Genomic DNA, 16964 nt, shown 5'->3' on the forward strand with positions numbered 1-16964 from the left:
GTGGAAGACGCAGAGACCCTCGCAGCTCTGCTACAGGCGTCGCAAGGCGTCATTGTCGACATATCGGGGTGTGACAGCCTCCATGCCGCTGTCGTACAGGTATTGCTGGCATTCGATGCGCCCGTCGTCGGCGAGCCTGCCGAGTCGTTTTTGCGCGACCTTGTTCTTCCGGCGCTGATCCGGAAGGCCGACTAGGTCGAGACTATTGTGTTCGTCGCCGGTGAAGGCGGCAAGGTTGGAGGGTTTCATGGGGACGACGGTCCTAATCGTCGACGATAGCAAGCTGGCCCGCATCGTGGTCGGCAAGGCGATCGCGGCCCTGCAGCCCGAGTGGCGCCGGCTTGAGGCCGGCAATGCCGATGAAGCGCTGTCGCTGTTCGACAACGAGAAAATCGATCTGGTGGTCCTGGACTTCAACATGCCCGGCCGCGACGGCCTGGAGCTGGCCGAGGAACTGCGTGGCCGGTTCGCCGACATGCCGATCGCCGTGGCCACGGCCAACGTTCAGGACGAAATCATCGCGCGGGCCCGCGAGGCCAACGCCACCTTCATCGCCAAGCCCGTCACCGAGGACGGCATGCGCGGTTTCATCTCCGGCGCGGCTCTAAGGCTGCGGTCGAACGGCCAATGACGGTTCAGTCCATCTTCCTGGAAGAGCTGGAGCGCGACGCGCTGACCGAGCTGGTCAATATCGGCGTCAGCCGTGCCGCCAGCAGCCTGCGCAAGATGGTTGGCCAGCAGGTATTGCTGTCGGTGCCTTCGGTCGAAGTCATGACGCGCGAGAGCGCCGCCACCCTGATCCGTGAGCGCGAGGCGGGCGAACTGGTCGCCGTGCGCCAGGACTTCGAAGGCGTGTTCTCGGGGCGCGCCCTGCTGATCTTCCCTCAGACCAACAGCCTGGCCCTCGTCCACGCGGTCACCGGCGGCGCGCTCTCCCAGGGCGAAGCCTTGGAGATGGAAGACGAGGCGCTGGCCGAGACCGGCAACGTGGTGCTCAACAGTTGCCTGGCGACCATGGCCAACATGCTGCAGCGGCCGTTGCAGATGTCGCTGCCGGAGGTCCTGCGGGGCGACGGCGCGGCGCTGTTCAGCCTCTCGGCCAAACACGCCGATGGCGGCGTGGTGCTGTTCCTCTACATCAACTTCGCGATCAACGACCGCGACATCCGCGGCTATATCGCCATGCTGATGGACCTGCCGTCGCTGCAGGCCCTGCGATCCCTGATCCATGATTTCATCGAGCGCGTTGCGGGCGATGTCGCTTGATTGGCATCGCTGAACCTATTGCCCAGCTTGGCGTTCTAGCAGCGTCATGAACGACATCGTCGATCCAGCGATCCGCCGAGGACACCGGGGGGCGGCCGCGGACCTGGACGCCCTGCGCGCCCTGGCCGGCCCGCTGTTCGACGCGCTGGTCGGCTCGGGCATGGCGGTCGCCGTCAGCGACCCCCGCCGCAAGGACGACCCGATCGTCTTCGTCAACGCCGCCTTTGAGGCCCTGACCGGCTACGACGCCGCCGAGGTCGTCGGCCGCAACTGCCGCTTCCTGCAGACCGCCGAGACCGACGCCGACACGGTGGCGCGGATCGCCGCCACCCTGGCCCAGTCCGGCGTCGCCAACGCCGACCTGCTGAACGCCCGCCGCGACGGCTCCAAGTTCTGGAACCGCCTCAACATCACCACCGTCTCCGACGCCGAGGGACGTGCGGCCTTCCGCATCGCCACTCAGGCCGACGTCAGCGGTGAGTACAGCAACGAAGACCTCGGCCGCGAACTCAACCTGACGCGCCAGCGCCTGATCGAAGCCAAGGAGCGGTTGCGGGTGGCCCAGGCCGTGGCCGGCGCGGCCGGCGCCTGGGAGTGGGACATCGCCAGCGGCCGGTTGGTCGCCGACGCCCGTTTCGCCAGTCTCTATGGCCTGGACCCCGTCGCGGCCTCGCAAGGCCTGCCCACCTCGGTGTTCTTCGCCACCGTCTTCGCGCCCGACCGCATGCGCCTGAAGATCGCCGTGGCAGGCGCCCTGAACGGCGCGGAAGTCTTCGCGCGCGACTACCGCGTCGTGATCGACGGCGAAGTGCGCTGGGTTTCGGCGCGCGGGCGGACCTTCCTAGACGAGCAGGAGAACCCGGTGCGGTTCTCGGGCGTCCTGGCCGACATCACCGATCAGAAGCGCGTCGAGGAGCGGCTACGGATCGCCCAGACCGCCGGCGGCGTCGGCAGTTTCGAATATCTGAGCGGTTTTGGCACGGCCGAGGTCTCCGACGAGTTTTGCCGGCTGCTCGGCCTGCAGCCCGCGCACAGCCTGCCGATCCGCACGATCAATGCGGTCATGCATCCCGACGACCCGCCGCTGATCAGCGGGCGCGAGCGTGAGAGCGATATCGGCGCGGCCTTCCATGAGTTTCGGATCCGCCGCGCCGACACTGGCGAAGAGCGCTGGCTGGTCTGCCGCGGCGAGTACCAGCAGGCCCCGACCGGCGGCGTCAGCTTCATCGGCGTTCTGTACGACATCACCGCCACCAAACGTTCCGAGGCGCGCCTGCGGACCTTGGCGGCGGCGCTTGAGGAGCGGATCGAGGTCAGCCAACAGGAGCGCGACCGGATCTGGAACCTGTCGCGTGACCTGCTCAGCATCGGTGATCGCGCGGGCGTCTATCGCGCGGTCAATCCGGCCTGGAAAGATCTGCTCGGCTATGACGCGGCCGACCTCGTCGGCGTGCCGATGGGCGGCTTGGTCCATCCCGACGACAAGGCCCACGCCCGCGACCAGGCCGCGGGGCTGCTCGCGGGCGAGGCCGTCGCGGACTTCGACTGCCGCGTCCTGGCCAAGGACGGCGGCTATCGCTGGATCAATTGGACCGCCGTGCCCGAAGGCGATGTCGTCTATGCCGTCGGCCGCGACATCACCCAGCGCAAGCTCCTGGAAGACCAACTGCGCCAGAGCCAGAAGATGGAGGCCGTGGGTCAGTTGACCGGTGGTCTGGCCCACGACTTCAACAACATGCTGACCGGCATACTGGGCGGCATCGACATGGTCCGTCGCCGCATAGGCGAGGGCCGTGTCGCCGACGCTGATCGGTTCCTGGAAGCGGCGATGCAGTCGGGCCAGCGCGCCGCGGCGCTGACCCATCGCCTGCTGGCCTTCTCGCGTCGGCAGTCGCTGGACAGCCGCCCCTTGGACGTCGAGACGCTGGTCGGCTCCATGGAGGACCTGTTGCGGCGCACGCTGGGCGAGCAGGTTCGCCTCGAGACCGCCGTCGCCAAGGATGTCTGGACGGCCGTCGCCGACGACAACCAGCTGGAAAGCGCCATCCTCAACCTGGCGATCAACGCGCGCGACGCCATGCCTCGCGGTGGACGCCTGACGATCGCGGCTCGCAATGTCGCGCTGTCGGCCGAGCGATTGGTCAAGAGCGACCGCGCCGAGCCGGGCGACTATGTCGAGCTCGGTGTTTCAGACACGGGCCTGGGCATGTCGCCCGACGTCCTGGGCAAGGTGTTCGATCCGTTTTTCACGACCAAACCGCTGGGGCAGGGCACCGGCCTTGGCCTGTCGATGATCTACGGCTTCGTCCAACAATCGCGAGGCCATATCGAGATCGAAAGTCGGGAAGGCGCTGGCACGACGATCCGCCTCTATCTGCCTCGCCACCACGGCGACGTCGCCGAGGCGACAGCCGATCACGACGAAACCACGCATGTCGGCGCGGGCGAGACGGTGCTGGTTGTCGAGGACGACCCTTCGGTTCGCATGCTGGTCATCCAGGTGCTGGAAGAGCTCGGCTATCGGGCGATCGAGACCGAGGGCGGGCGCGACGCCACGCCGATCCTGCAATCTCGGCGTCCGATCGACCTGATGATCAGCGACGTGGGTCTGCCGGGTCTGAACGGCCGTCAATTGGCCGAAATCGCTCGGGAAAGCCGACCGAACCTGCCGATCCTATTCATGACCGGCTATGCCGAACAGGCCGCCGACCAGGCCGAGTTCCTGGCGCAGGGCATGGAGATCATCACCAAGCCCTTCGCCATCGACAACCTCGCCCGCAGGATCGGCGCAATCCTGGAGCGGGCGGACGGTCCCGCCGCCTAACCGCCGCGAGCCGCGCGTTGGCAAGCAGGGTGCTGCGGGACCCAGCAGATTCCGAATATGCGTGGCCCCGTCGATGCCAGGCGGCATGCAGCGCCCTCGCGCTGGCGGAAATAGCCAGCCTCGTCGACAGACTGCACACACCCGTCGTTCGTGTGCGGCCAGGGTCAAAATTCGGCATGTCGAGGCCGCCCGCGTCGCCGCCCCCGGGACCTCGGGTCAGTCGGCACAGTGCGCCATGGGCGCGGTTTCTGAGAAATCTATTTAATAAATCAAAGGCTTATGGCAAAATTTTCTGTTGCACCCATGATGGATCGGAGCGATTCATTATAAAATTCAATAGCTTGCGGGGTGTCGCGTGCACAAATTGCACACGAAATTGCCATTCCTTTCCGTTCCTTTTCCATTCTTGGTGTGCGCGGAGGTGCATCGGGCAGCCACAAGCGGGTGCTTGAGGTCTCTGAGGCTGAGATCGTGAGTTTCGTGCGATAGGCTGAGTGGCCTTGTGCGCCCGACGCCTTGGATGTTCGACTCCCGGGCCGAGTGGAATTCCCGCTTCGGGCGTAGCTCAGCCGGTTTTCATGATGCTGGCCGCTTGGCCTCGGTCTGGACGTTCGCGTCTTGCGCTTTGGCAGGTTCGCGATCCTGTGCCGGCCAGAAGGACGATCGTCGTAAATTGGTTGACCAATTTTGACGCGTTTTCACTGATTATTGGTGTGAAAATAGGTTGACAGAGTAGCTGTGCCAATCCAGCGTCCGGGCAACAAAAAAGGACATTGGGAGGCTATGATGCGTCGGACGTTGAACGGCGGGGCACGGACCAGCGCCAACATGCGGTTGGCGTCCGCTCTTCTGGCGGGAACCGCGATCATGCTCGCAGAGCCGGCTTTCGCTCAGACCGCGCCGGCCGCCACTCCCCAGGATCAGGCCGGCGCGCCCACGGAGGTCGACGCGGTCGTGGTCAGCGGCATCCGCGCCTCGCTGCAAAGCGCGCTGGTCCAGAAGCGCAACGCCGACAACCTGGTGGAGGTCATCAAGGCCGAGGATATCGGCAAGCTGCCCGACCAGAACCTGGCTGAGGTGTTGGAGAACGTCACCGGCGTCCAGATCACCCGCGAGGCCGGCGTTGGCCGGGGCGTGCAGATCCGGGGCACCGACGCCAACCGCGTCGAGATCAACGGCGTCTCCACCGTCGGGTCCGGTTCAGGCCGCTCGGGCATCAGCTTCGACGACTTGGCCGCGTCGATGATCAGCTCGGTCGAGGTGATCAAGGTCTCCGAAGCCAAAACGATCGAAGGCTCGGTCGGTGGTACGATCAACCTGCGGACTATCCGCCCGCTGGACCTGTCCAAACCACTCTTCGCATTCCGGGCCCAGTCCGAGCACAGCGACCTGTCCAAGACCTGGACGCCCAGGCTGTCGGGCACGGTGGGCAAGCGCTGGGACACCAAGCTGGGCCAGTTCGGCCTGGTGGGCAGCTTCAGCTACGCCGAGCAGGACGTCGTCGCCTTCCGCCCGCGCGTCGACCGCGACGCGGTGGTCACGCCCACCTCCGGCCGGGCTAGCGCCGAGGCGTTTCCGTTCCTGCGGATCCAGTTCTTCAATCAGGACCTGGACAATTTCGAGTATGAAACCAAGAACTTCGCCGGTTCAGCGGAGTGGAAACCAACCGACAACCTGAAGCTCTATTTCGACGCGACCCTGAACAATCAGCAGCGCGCCGAGCAGAGCTCGACGGTCCAGATCTCGACCGTTTCCGACAACGGCGTGGTCGACAACACCAAGAACACGGCGTTCGAGACAATCAATCTGGGCAAGGCCCAAGGTCCGAACGGCGACATCGACCTAGGCTCGGTCAAGGCCGCGGTGGCCGGCCTCATCCTGCCCCGCACCAACGGCAATCTCGCGCCCTATCTGCGCACGACCAGCGACACCGGTTCACGCTTGACCAAGAGCCGCGTCTTCGACTTCGGCGGCGAGTGGAAGGGCGATCGCCTGACCGTGAAGGCCCAGGCGGCGCTGTCGACCTCGGACTCGACGCTGCCCAGCTTCAACACGACGCTCGAGTTCGTGAACCCCAAGTCGCCGGCCCCGACGGCGGGGGTGACCCTGGCCAACGGCGTGCCGATCGAGTTCGACCTGCGGGGCGGCGCCCTGCAGTTCGGCATCGCCCAGGGCCAGGCCACCACCCCGACCGCGGCCGACCTGCTCAACCCGGCCAACTACCGCCTGCAGCAGGTGGCCCAGTCGCGCAGCCTGCGGGAGAACAAGGAAAAGGCCGTGCGTTTCGACGTGTCCTACGACACGCGTGAGATCCTGCCGTTCATCAAGTCGGTCGACGCCGGGGTCCGCTGGAACGAGACCCGCGCGCTGAACGACAACGTCACCGGCACGACCAACTTCACCAACGTGACCTCGTCGTTCTATCGCCCGAGCGGCAACCTGTTCGCCGATCTGATGATCGCCGGCCCGAACAACTTCAACGGCGCCGACGGACGACGCCTGTACTTCCCCGACTTCATGATCCTGGACGGCGCCAAGGCCTTCAAGGATCCGGTTGGGACCTTGGCGGCGCTGAACAAGGCGATCACCGCCAGCAACGCCGCTAACGGCGCCAGCATCCCGCAGATCGGCGCGCCGACCTCGCAGGCCAGCGCCTTCTTCGAGATCACCGAGGACACCAAGACCGCCTATTTCCAGGCCAATTTCGACACCGAGGTGTTTGGGAAGGGCGTGCGCGGCAATGCCGGCGTGCGTTATGTGGACACCAAACTGAAGTCGGTCGGCAACACGATCGCGACCGGCGGGGTCTCGACCCGTTCCGAGAACGAGACGTCCTACAAGTTCTGGCTGCCGCGCTTCAACCTGGTGGCCGAGCTGGCCGATGACGTCATCCTGCGTGGCGGCATCGCGCGCGACATCCGCCGGCCCGACTTCAACACCCTGTCCTCGTCGGTGACCTTCGCGACCAGCGAGAACACCGCCGTCGCGCGGGGCAATCCGGCCCTCGAGCCGGAGACGGTCCTGTCGTTCGACCTGTCGGCCGAATACTATTTCGCGCCATCCAGCCTGATCAGCGTCGGCGTCTTCCACAAGGTTCGCGACAACTTGTTCGCCAGCGTCACCGAAAGCCCGCCCGACAACGCCGTGGGCGGGGTGGTCAACCGCAGCCGCGATCCGTCCTGCCCAGGCGGCGGCATCTACAACCCGATCGCCGTGATCAACGTCAACAATCCGGCCCGGGGCCAGACCGGCATCTGCGTGCCGCTGACCTCGACCTTCAATGTCGACGGCGAGACGACCCAGACTGGCGTCGAGGTGGCTGTCCAGTACGACCTGTCGCAGTGGGAGGACAAGCTGGGCTGGGCCTCGGGCTTTGGCGTGATTGGCAACTTCACCTACCAGAAGACCGGTGGGAACGTGGCCAGCTACCGCACCATCGGCCTGACGCGCAACACCACGCGGGACCTGGGTTTCACTACCCTGCCGCAGGACCGGGTCGAGCTGGAGAACCTCTCCAAGTACGCCTACAACGCCACGCTCTACTTCGAGCGCGGCGGCCTCAGCGCGCGGGCTCGCTACACCTGGCGCTCGCACTTCATCAACACCGAGGCCTTCACCTCGGCCTTCGACGTGCCGCGCATCAGCGGCGATCGCGGCCAGCTGAACGCCAGTGTGAACTACGACATCAACGACTGGGCCACCCTGGGCGTCGAGGGCGTCAACCTGACCCGCGAAGACGCCAACGAGTACTGCATCAATGACAAGGCGCTGCTTTGCTACAACGGCCTGACCGATCGTCGGGTGGTCGTGGGCCTGAGCGTCAAGTTCTAGGCCAAGGTCTAGGAACCGGCTTCCCCTGCGCAACTGGAAAGCCCCGCCGTGGCGATCACGGCGGGGCTCTTTTGTCAGCGGGTTGAAAGGGCTTTAGGCCTGGGCCGACAGGGTCGCCATGAAGCGGTCGCGGTCGTGCTGCATCCGCCGGCGCACGGCGGCCAGGGCCTCGGCCTCCTCGGCCGCCAGCATGGCCTCGAACAGACGGTGGAAGTGGTCGCGCATGGCGGCGCGGGAGGCCTGAGGATCGCGCGCGCGCAGGGCCGACAGAATGGCGGCGTGCTCGGCGGTCCGCGAGTCCCAGTCGTGGTGGCAGACGCTCTGATAGACCTGCTTGACCTTGGGCAGCTCGTTGCGCATGCGCCAGATCAGCTTGATGCAGTATTCGACCACGGGGTTGCCGGCGATGCGGGCGATCGCCTCGTGGAACTTCTGGTCCGCCGCGCTGGCTTGAGCGTCGCTGGTGGACGGATCCGACATGGCGGCGATCAGGGTCTCCAGCTCGGCCAGGGCCGTGTCGTCGATATTGGCGGCCGCCAGGGCCGCGGCCTCGGCCTCGAACACGGCGCGGGCCGCGGTCAGGTCGAAGGCGGTGACGTCGGGCAGGCGGCCGGCGACGTGGGGGTCGCGCGACAGCACGTAGACGCCCGAGCCGGTCTTGATCGAGATCCAGCCCAGGGTCTCCAGCGAGATCTCGGCCTCGCGGATGGTCACGCGGCTGACATTGAAGCGTTCGGCCAGTTCGCGTTCGCCCGGCAGGCGGGCGCCGACGGGGAATTCTCCGGCCTCGATCGCGTCGCGGATCTGTTTCGCGACCGACTGATAAAGGCGTTGCTCGGACATCGGCGACTCTTGGACCTCTTTGGCTGATCAATACACTCTTACGGGCGGGTCTTCGCAAGCGTCTCGGCGGGGCGGTTGCCGCGACTGGCAGGGTGGGGGCGTTGAGCATGCGCGGCGCTGTCGGGCATTGTCGGGTTTCCGTGACCCCGTTGGGCGCATGTTTGTCAGTCGGATCTGTCAACCAATTTCTCGGCCGTAATCCTACCGTGATAATCCGGAGAATGTCGAGTTGGCGTGAATATTGGTCTGGAAATCTGGTTGACGGGTTGGTCGCAAGTTTCTAGCGTCAGGCTAGAGGTCACGAAGATCCGTCGCGGGAGGAACGATGTCGAAGCCGGGTCTGAAGCGGTCCTTCCTCGCGCTGTGCGTCGCGGCGGCTGGTGGCGGCGCGCCGTCCCTGGCCCTGGCCGACTCCGCCCTGGCGCGGACCCCGGCGGAGTTCGCCGCGGCCGTCGCGCGCCTGCAGCCCGGTGACACCCTGACCCTGGCCGACGGTGAGTGGCGCGACTTCCGGGTCGTCTTCACCGGCAAGGGCGTCGAAGGGCGTCCCATCACCCTGACGGCCCAGACGCCGGGCAAGGTGATCTTGACGGGCCGCTCCAACCTCAGCCTGGCCGGCGAGCATCTGGTCGTCTCGAACCTGGTGTTCCGCGACGGCTTTTCCCCGACCGGCGAGGTGCTGTCGTTTCGCAAGTCGCGCACCGAACGCGCCAACTACAGCCGGGTGACCGGCGTGGTGATCGACGGCTTCTCCAAGCCCGATCGCGCCGAGAGCGACAACTGGGTGGCGCTGTACGGCCACCACAACCGCTTTGACCACAATCAGCTGACCGGCAAGACCAACGCCGGCACGACCCTGGTGGTGATCCGAGACGCCGAGCAGGGGCTTGAGAACCGTCACGCCATCGACCACAACTATTTTGGCCGCCGCCCCGTGCTGGGCTCGAACGGCGGCGAGACGATCCGGGTCGGCACCAGCCACGACTCGACCTCGGATTCGTTCACCACCGTGTCGGAGAACTGGTTCGAGCACTGCGCGGGTGAGGTTGAGATCGTCTCGAATAAGTCCGGCGGCAACGTCTATCGCGGCAACGTCTTCTTCGAGTCCCAGGGCGCACTGGTGCTGCGGCACGGCGACGGCAACCTGGTCGAGGGCAATGTCTTCCTCGGCAACGGCGCGCCCAACAGCGGCGGCGTGCGGGTGATCAACCGCCGCAACACTGTCCGCGACAACTACATGGAAGGCCTGGCGGGCTCAAACTTCGGCAGCGCCCTGACCATCATGTACGGCGTGCCCAACTCGCCGGTGAACCGCTACGTCCAGGTCGACGGCGCGGTGATCGAAAACAACAGCCTGGTCGACACCCGCGAGATGGCGTTCGGCGCCGGCATGGACGCCGAGCGTTCCGCGCCGCCGATCAACAGCCGCTTTGCCAGCAACCTGATCGTCAATCGCGACGGTCGCGACCCGATCCTGGTCAAGGGCGATATGGGTGGCGTCGCCTTCACCGGTAACGTCCAGGCGCCGGTGGCGAGCAAGGCCCTGCCGGGCGTGGTGGGACGTAAGGTGGTGTTGGAGCGCGGCAAGGGCCAGCTGCTGCTGCCCAAGGGTCTGAAGGGCGTCGGCGTTCGCGCGGACCTGACCTACATCCCTCGCGAGGACACCGGCGTCAGCTGGTATCCCAAGACCACGCCGGTCGCCGCCCTCGACAGCGGCGCGGTCGTCAGCGCCGCGCCCGGTGAGGACACCCTGACCCGCGCCATCGCGGCGGCCAAGCCGGGCGACCGTGTCGCGCTGCAGGCCGGGGTCTATATCGTCAACCAGGTCATCGGCGTCAGCCGCGCCGTGACCGTCCAGGGGCCGGCCAACGGGCGGGCCGAGATCCAGTTCGCGCGGCCAAACCTGTTCGAGATGGCCAGTGGCGGCGCGCTGCGCCTGTCGCACGTGACGATCTCCGGCGCCCTGGCGCCCGACGTCGCCGGCGCCGCCGTGATCAGGGCCGGGCAGGGCGCGGCGCAGTACCAGCTGGTCGTCGAGGACTCCACGTTCCAGGACCTGACCGTCAACCGCAGCTTCAACGTCTTCGCCGCCGCGCCTGGCAGTCTGGCCGACCGCATCCGGCTGGAGCGCGTCACGGTCGACAAGGCCACAGGCTCGGTGATCGCCGCCCATACCGAGACGGCGGACCTGGGGACCTACAATGCCGAGGTGGTCGAGGTGATCGACAGCGCCTTCCGCGACGTGGCCGGGCCGGTGCTCGATCTCTATCGCGGCGGGACGGACGAAAGCACCTTCGGTCCGCGCCTGACCCTGACCGGCTCGACCTTCGAGCGCAGTGGCAAGGACGGCGGCGCGGTCAAGCTCTATGGCGTCCAACGCACGGAGGCGAAAGGCAACCGCTTCGTCGACAGCGGCGCCCCGACTTTCTTCCGCCGCGTGGGCGCCCCGGTGCTGGTGTGGAGCGGCAACGCGCTCGAGAAGACGCCCGACCTGGTCACCAACGTGCCGCCGCTGGAGACCGCCCCATGAACCGTCCGGTCCTGATCGCCCTGCTGGCGACCCTGTCGGCCGGCGTCCCGGGCGCCGTGCTGGCCCAGGCCGCCAAGCCCGTGGTGGCCGCGCGCATCGACGACGCCAAGCCCATGCTGGTCACCGCCGAGCAGTGGCGCGCCATGCGCGAGGCGGGCCAGCGGTATCCGATGTTCGCGGCCGAGCAGCAGCGGGTTGAGCGCGAGGTCCGCGCCGCCATGGCCGCCGGGATCAAGGTTCCGCAACCGCGCGACCTGGGCGGCGGCGTCACCCACGAGCAACACAAGGCCAACTACAAGGCCATCGCTGGCGCGGGCGCGCTGTACCGTCTGACCGGTGATGCGGCCTATGCCGACTATGCCCGCGACCTGCTGCTGGCCTACGCCAAGCTCTATCCGACCCTGAAGGACCACCCCGCCGGCAATTCGTCGGTAAAGGGGCGCCTCTTCTGGCAAGCGCTGAACGACTCCGTCTGGCTGGTCTATGGCGCGCAGGGTTACGACGCCATCCGCGACACCCTGACCCCCGAGCAGCGCCGCACGATCGATGACGACGTCTTTCGGCGCATGGCCGCCTTCCTGTCCGAAGGCAAGAACGCCGCCTATTTCGACCGCATCCACAACCATGCCACCTGGGCCACGGCCGGGGTTGGCATGACCGGCTATGTGCTGCGCGACCCGGAGCTGGTCGACCGCGCCCTGAATGGAACCAAGCACGACGGCAAGGCCGGCTTCCTGCGCCAGGTGGATTTGCTGTTCTCGCCCGACGGCTACTATGCCGAGGGGCCGTACTATCAGCGTTACGCCCTGGCGCCGTTCATCATCTTCGCCCGCGCGATCCAGCAGAACGAGCCGGAGCGCGGCATTTTCAAGCGGCGCGACGGCGTGCTGCTCAAGGCCGTCGACGCGGTGATCCAGTCGTCTTACGCGGGCAAGCTCTTTCCCATCAACGACGCCATGCCCGACAAGGGCCTGGACACCGAGGAGATCGTCACCGGCGTCGCCGTCGCCTATTCGCAGACCAAGGATCCTGGCCTGCTGACCATCGCCAAGGCGCAGGGGCGCACCCTGCTGTCGCCCGACGGCCTGGCGGTGGCGCAAGGCGTCGCCGGCGGCGGGGCCAAGCCCTTCGACTTCCGCTCGATGGCGCTGCGCGACGGCCCCAACGGCGACCTCGGCGATCTGGTCTTCCTGCGTCGCGGCGGCGCCAACGGCCAGGCGCTGGTGATGAAGAACACCCAGCAAGGGCAAGGTCACGGCCACTTCGACCGCCTGAACTGGTTGTTCTATGACAACGGCCAGACGGTGGTGCGCGACTATGGCGCGGCCCGCTTCCTGAATGTCGAGGCCAAGGGCGGCGGCGGCTATCTGGACGAGAACGACAGCTGGGCCATGCAGACCGTGGCCCACAACACACTCGTCGTGGACGGCAAGAGCCAGTTCGGCGCCGATTGGCGCGTGGGCGAGGAGCATCCGACCACGCCGTTGTTCTACCAGGCCGGCGAGGGGCTGCAGATCGCCTCGGCGCGGATCGACAAGGCCTATGACGGCGTCGTCCTGACCCGCACCCTGGCCATGGTAGAGCATCCCGACCTTACCTATCCGGTGGTCATCGATCTGTTCCGCGCGCACGGCGCCAAGCCGGCCGACTACGACCTGCCGCTGCACTTCAACGGCCAGGTCATCACCGCCTTCGACGCCGAGCATTCGGTGCGCGAGCGGCCGGTGCTGGGCCAGGACGCCGGCTATCAGCACCTGTGGGTCGACGCGGTCTCGCCGCCTTCGGACAAGGCGCGCAGCCTGACCTGGCTCTTGGGCCAGCGGTTCTACACCTACCACTTCGGCGCCTCGGCCCCGACCAGCGCCTTGCTGGTCGAAAGCGGCGCCAATGATCCCAAGTTCAACCTGCGGCGCGAGCCGGCGCTGATCCAGCGGATGCAGGGCCAGGCCGACGCCAGCTTCTTCTCGGTGCTGGAGCCGCACGGCGCCTATGACCCGACCGCCGAGACGGTGTCGGGCGCGACCAGCCAGATCCGAGACATCGCCCGCCTGCGCGGCGCCGACGCCGAGGTGATCGTCCTGACCCTGACCTCGGGTCGCAAGCTGGCGCTGGGCGTGGCCGACGAGCCTTCCAAGGCCGCGACCCACGCCGTTCGCGTCGATGGCCAGATCTACGCGTGGACAGGGCCCTACGCCCGGTTCGACCGCTGAGGAGATGACGATGAAGTCCGGCATGAGGTGGGTCATCATCGGCCTGATCGCGGTGGCCACCGTGGTCAACTACATCGACCGCAACGCCCTGGCGGTGATGTGGCCTGAGATCGCGCCGCAGGTGGGCGCGACCAAGTCGGACTACGCCCTCTTGGTCACCATCTTCATGCTGTTCTACGCCCTGGGGCAGTTCGTGTTCGGCAAGCTGTTCGACGCCATCGGCGTGCGGCTGGGTTTCGCGCTGTCGATCGGGTTCTGGTCGGTCTCGATCATGCTGCATTCGCTGGCCAGCTCGGTGCTGTCGTTCAGCGTCTTCCGCGCCATGCTGGGCGTCAGCGAGGCCGGCGCCTGGCCCGGCGCGGTTAAGGCCAATGCCGAGTGGTTCCCGGCTAAGGAACGCGCCTTGGCGCAAGGGATCTTCAACGCCGGCGCTTCGGTCGGGGCGATCATCTCGGCCCCGCTGATCGCCGTGATCTTCCTGTGGCTGGGCTGGAAGGGGACATTCCTGCTGATCGGCGTGCTGGGCTTTGTCTGGCTCTTGCCCTGGCTGGTGATCTACCGCGCAGGTCCCGACAGCCACCCCTGGGTCAGCGCCGCCGAGCGCGCCCTGATCCTCGACAAGCCGCAGGCGCACGCGACGGACGAGGCCCTGGCCCCGGCCTATGTGCCGACCCTGGCCCAGCTCTTGTCGCACCGCCAGAGCTGGGGCGTGATCCTGTCGCGCTTCTTCCTGGACCCGATCTGGTGGCTGTTCGTCTCGTGGCTGCCGATCTACCTGGCCGAGACCTTCCACTTCGATATCAAGCAGATCGGCATCTTCGCCTGGGTGCCTTACGTGGGCGCGATGATCGGCAGCATGGTCGGCGGCTGGCTGTCGGGCGCGCTGATCAAGGCCGGCCGTGAGCCAGGCCTGGCCCGCAAGATCACCGTCACCCTAGGCGGCGCGATCATGATCCCGTGCTTGATGGTGGCCCCGAACATGACCGACCCGACCCTGGCGGTCTTGGTCATCGCCGGCGTGCTGCTGGGCTTCCAGATCGCTATCGGCAACATCCAGACCATTCCTGGCGACCTGTTCGACGGCCGCTCGGTCGGCTCCCTGGCCGGCGTCGGCGGCATGGCGGCCGTGGCCGGCACGCTGATCACCACTTGGCTGGTGCCGGTGATGACCAAGGTCTCGTACGGCCCGATCTTTATCCTGGTCGCGGCCCTGGTTCCCCTTTCCATCCTCTCCCTGTGGTTCGTCACCGGTCGCATCGCGCCGGTCCAACCAGCCACCTCCAAGACTCTGAAGGACTAGCTCATGCGCCTCAAGGACAAGGTCGCCATCGTCACCGGCGGTGGCCGCGACATCGGCCGCGACGTCTCCCGTGTGCTCGCCCGGGAAGGCGCGAAGGTCGTGATCAACTTCGCCAATGACGAGGCCAGCGCGGCCACTACGCTGGAGAGCGTCCGCGCGGCGGGCGGCGAGGCCATCGTGCATCGCGCCGACGTGACGACCGCGCAGGGCGTCGACTCCCTGGTCGCGGCGGCCAAGGCGGCCTATGGCGACGCGGTCCACATCCTGGTCAACCTGGCTGGCGGCATGGTCGAGCGGCGTCCCCTCGCCGAGATCGACGAGGCGTTCTTCGACAAGGTCATGACCCTGAACCTGAAGTCGGCCTATCTCATGACGCGGGCGGTCGCGCCGCTGATGCCGGAGGGCTCGTCGATCATCAATTTCTCGTCCCAGGCCGGGCGGGACGGCGGCGGGCCGGGGGCCTCGATCTACGCGACGTCCAAGGGCGCGCTGATGACCTTCACCCGCGCGATGGCCAAGGAGCTGGGCCCCAAGGGCGTGCGGGTCAACAGCCTGTGCCCAGGTATGATCGCCACCAGCTTCCACGACACCTTCACCAAGCCGGAAGTCCGCACCGCGGTGGCCGGCAACACCCCGTTGCGCCGCCAGGGGCGGCCCGAGGAGGTCGCCGAGACGGTGGCGTATCTGGCCTCGGACGCCTCATCGTTCGTGACTGGCGCGAACATCGACATCAATGGCGGGATGTTTTTCTCGTGATGCGGCGCGGGCCGGTCGCGATCGCGCTGTTGCTGGCGCTGGCCGGCCCGCCCGCCTTCGCCCAGGAGTCTTGGCGGCCGGCCTGGACCGCGGCCGCAGCCCCGGCGCGGTTTGACGTCGACGCCGCCAAGGCGCCCATCGGCTACCAGGACCAGACGATCCGTCAGGACCTGCGCATGGGCCTGGCGGCCAAGGCTGTGCGCCTGCGCATCAGCAACGAGGTGGGGCAGGAGCCCCTGGCGCTGGACGGCATGACCGCTGCAGGTCCCGACGGCCGCTCGGTTCCCGTCACCTTCGACGGCGCGCGCGACGTCATCGTACCGGTAGGCGTGGCCCTGGTCAGCGATCCGCTGTCGATCAAGGTCAGGCGCGCCGACCTGCTGACGGTCAGCGTGCATGCGCCGGGACCGACACGCGGCGTTGTCCGGCGCACGGCGGTGCGGCTGGGCGCCGGCAATGCGCCGGTCTCCCCCGACGCCACGCTGGAGCGTCGCCAGAGCTTCATCTCCGCCGTTTACGGCCTGAGCGACAGGTCGCCGGCGGTGGTGGTGGCGCTGGGCGACTCGATCACCGAAGGCGCGACCTCGACCCTGGGCGCCGACGCCGACTGGCCCTCGGTGCTGGGCCGACGGCTCGAGGCGGCCTGTCCCGGCGCCTATGTCGTCGTCAACGCCGGCATCAGCGGCAACCAGATGGTGCGTGACGGCCGCAGCCCAAACGTCCGTGCGCGCCTCGACCGCGACGTGCTGTCGTTGCCTGGCGTCACCCACGTGGTGCTGATCGAGGGCATCAACGACATCCGCCACGACGGCGACCCGACCCATCCCGGCCGCAGTCCGGAGGAAGTGATCGCCGCCTACCGCCAGGTCATCGTCCGCCTGCACCTGCGCGGGATTAAGGTCATCGGCGGCACACTGACGGCCTTTGGTGGCTCGGAGCGCTTCGACGAACGCTCAGAGGCCGCGCGCCAGGTCCTCAACGCCTTCATCCGCAAGGGCGGGGCGTTCGATGGCGTGGCGGAGTTCGACAAGGCGACGCTGGACCCGGCCAAGCCCGAGGCGATGCGACAGGACTTCGTCCGCGATGATCGCCTGCATCCTAATGATCACGGCTATGCGGCGATGGCCGACGCCATCGACCTGTCGACGTTAATGGGGCCAGGAACACCTTGCGCGACGCGATGAAGGCGCCGAACGACTTGAGTAAGCTCCCATAGACTCCCGCACCGCTAAGCAGTGCGTGTTTCCACGCAGGCGACGCTTTCCTTCGTGGCCGAGCCGTCGTCGCGAACATAAGGTTCAAGATCGGCGTCAAACTAGCCTGAACGTCTTGTCCCCGGAGGCGCGCGACGGCAGCAATTGGCGCTGCCCGGCCACACTAGCGGACGCGCCGAATGACGGGGCA

11 protein-coding genes are annotated in these 16964 nt (G+C 67.0%); 9 read left to right on the forward strand and 2 right to left on the reverse strand.

Annotation, left to right across the window (positions count from 1 at the left end):
• Positions 1 to 30: 30 nt before the first annotated feature.
• Positions 31 to 249: a hypothetical protein gene (locus tag AC1RRR_RS01210; RefSeq protein WP_492809876.1), complete on the reverse strand. Its 219-nt coding sequence runs from the start codon at positions 247 to 249 to the stop codon at positions 31 to 33.
• On the opposite strand from AC1RRR_RS01210, the gene AC1RRR_RS01215 reads away from it, so the two are divergent.
• From AC1RRR_RS01215 to AC1RRR_RS01230, 4 genes are all read left to right on the forward strand, one after another.
• The gene (locus tag AC1RRR_RS01215) at positions 248 to 631 is read left to right on the forward strand and encodes a response regulator transcription factor (protein WP_492809877.1); all 384 of its coding nucleotides are present in this window, start codon (positions 248 to 250) and stop codon (positions 629 to 631) included. The genes AC1RRR_RS01210 and AC1RRR_RS01215 overlap by 2 nt on opposite strands.
• Positions 628 to 1266 (forward strand): chemotaxis protein CheC, encoded by a 639-nt coding sequence (locus AC1RRR_RS01220; protein ID WP_492809879.1) that lies wholly within the window; start codon positions 628 to 630, stop codon positions 1264 to 1266. Before AC1RRR_RS01215 ends, AC1RRR_RS01220 begins: the two co-directional genes overlap by 4 nt.
• 46 nt (positions 1267 to 1312) lie before the next feature.
• Entirely contained in the window at positions 1313 to 4090 is a 2778-nt protein-coding gene (locus AC1RRR_RS01225; protein WP_492809881.1) for a hybrid sensor histidine kinase/response regulator, read from the forward strand.
• An 867-nt stretch (positions 4091 to 4957) separates the two neighbouring features.
• Positions 4958 to 7921, forward strand: a complete 2964-nt coding sequence (locus AC1RRR_RS01230) for a TonB-dependent receptor (protein WP_492809883.1) — start codon at positions 4958 to 4960, stop codon at positions 7919 to 7921.
• A gap of 93 nt (positions 7922 to 8014) precedes the next feature.
• On the opposite strand, the gene AC1RRR_RS01235 is transcribed toward AC1RRR_RS01230, so the two are convergent.
• Entirely contained in the window at positions 8015 to 8764 is a 750-nt protein-coding gene (locus AC1RRR_RS01235) for a FadR/GntR family transcriptional regulator (RefSeq protein WP_492809884.1), read from the reverse strand.
• Positions 8765 to 9089: 325 nt separating this feature from the next.
• Here AC1RRR_RS01235 and AC1RRR_RS01240 point away from each other — a divergent pair, with 325 nt between their 5' ends.
• Genes AC1RRR_RS01240 through AC1RRR_RS01260 form a run of 5 tightly spaced genes read left to right on the forward strand, consistent with a single transcriptional unit; the run spans position 9090 to position 16744 of the window.
• Positions 9090 to 11294: a polysaccharide lyase 6 family protein gene (locus AC1RRR_RS01240; protein WP_492809885.1), complete on the forward strand. Its 2205-nt coding sequence runs from the start codon at positions 9090 to 9092 to the stop codon at positions 11292 to 11294.
• Entirely contained in the window at positions 11291 to 13504 is a 2214-nt protein-coding gene (locus AC1RRR_RS01245) for a heparinase II/III domain-containing protein (protein WP_492809886.1), read from the forward strand. The genes AC1RRR_RS01240 and AC1RRR_RS01245 overlap by 4 nt, the downstream gene beginning before the upstream one ends.
• A 10-nt stretch (positions 13505 to 13514) precedes the next feature.
• Positions 13515 to 14804 (forward strand): MFS transporter, encoded by a 1290-nt coding sequence (locus AC1RRR_RS01250; RefSeq protein ID WP_492809888.1) that lies wholly within the window; start codon positions 13515 to 13517, stop codon positions 14802 to 14804.
• A 3-nt stretch (positions 14805 to 14807) separates the two neighbouring features.
• On the forward strand, positions 14808 to 15560 hold the full coding sequence (locus tag AC1RRR_RS01255; protein WP_492809890.1) for an SDR family NAD(P)-dependent oxidoreductase: 753 nt from the start codon (positions 14808 to 14810) through the stop codon (positions 15558 to 15560).
• Complete coding sequence (locus tag AC1RRR_RS01260) at positions 15560 to 16744, forward strand: SGNH/GDSL hydrolase family protein (protein WP_492809892.1); 1185 nt, start codon at positions 15560 to 15562, stop codon at positions 16742 to 16744. Before AC1RRR_RS01255 ends, AC1RRR_RS01260 begins: the two co-directional genes overlap by 1 nt.
• Positions 16745 to 16964: the final 220 nt, after the last annotated feature.

It is taken from the genome of Caulobacter sp. GW821-FHT12D05, assembly GCF_058807295.1.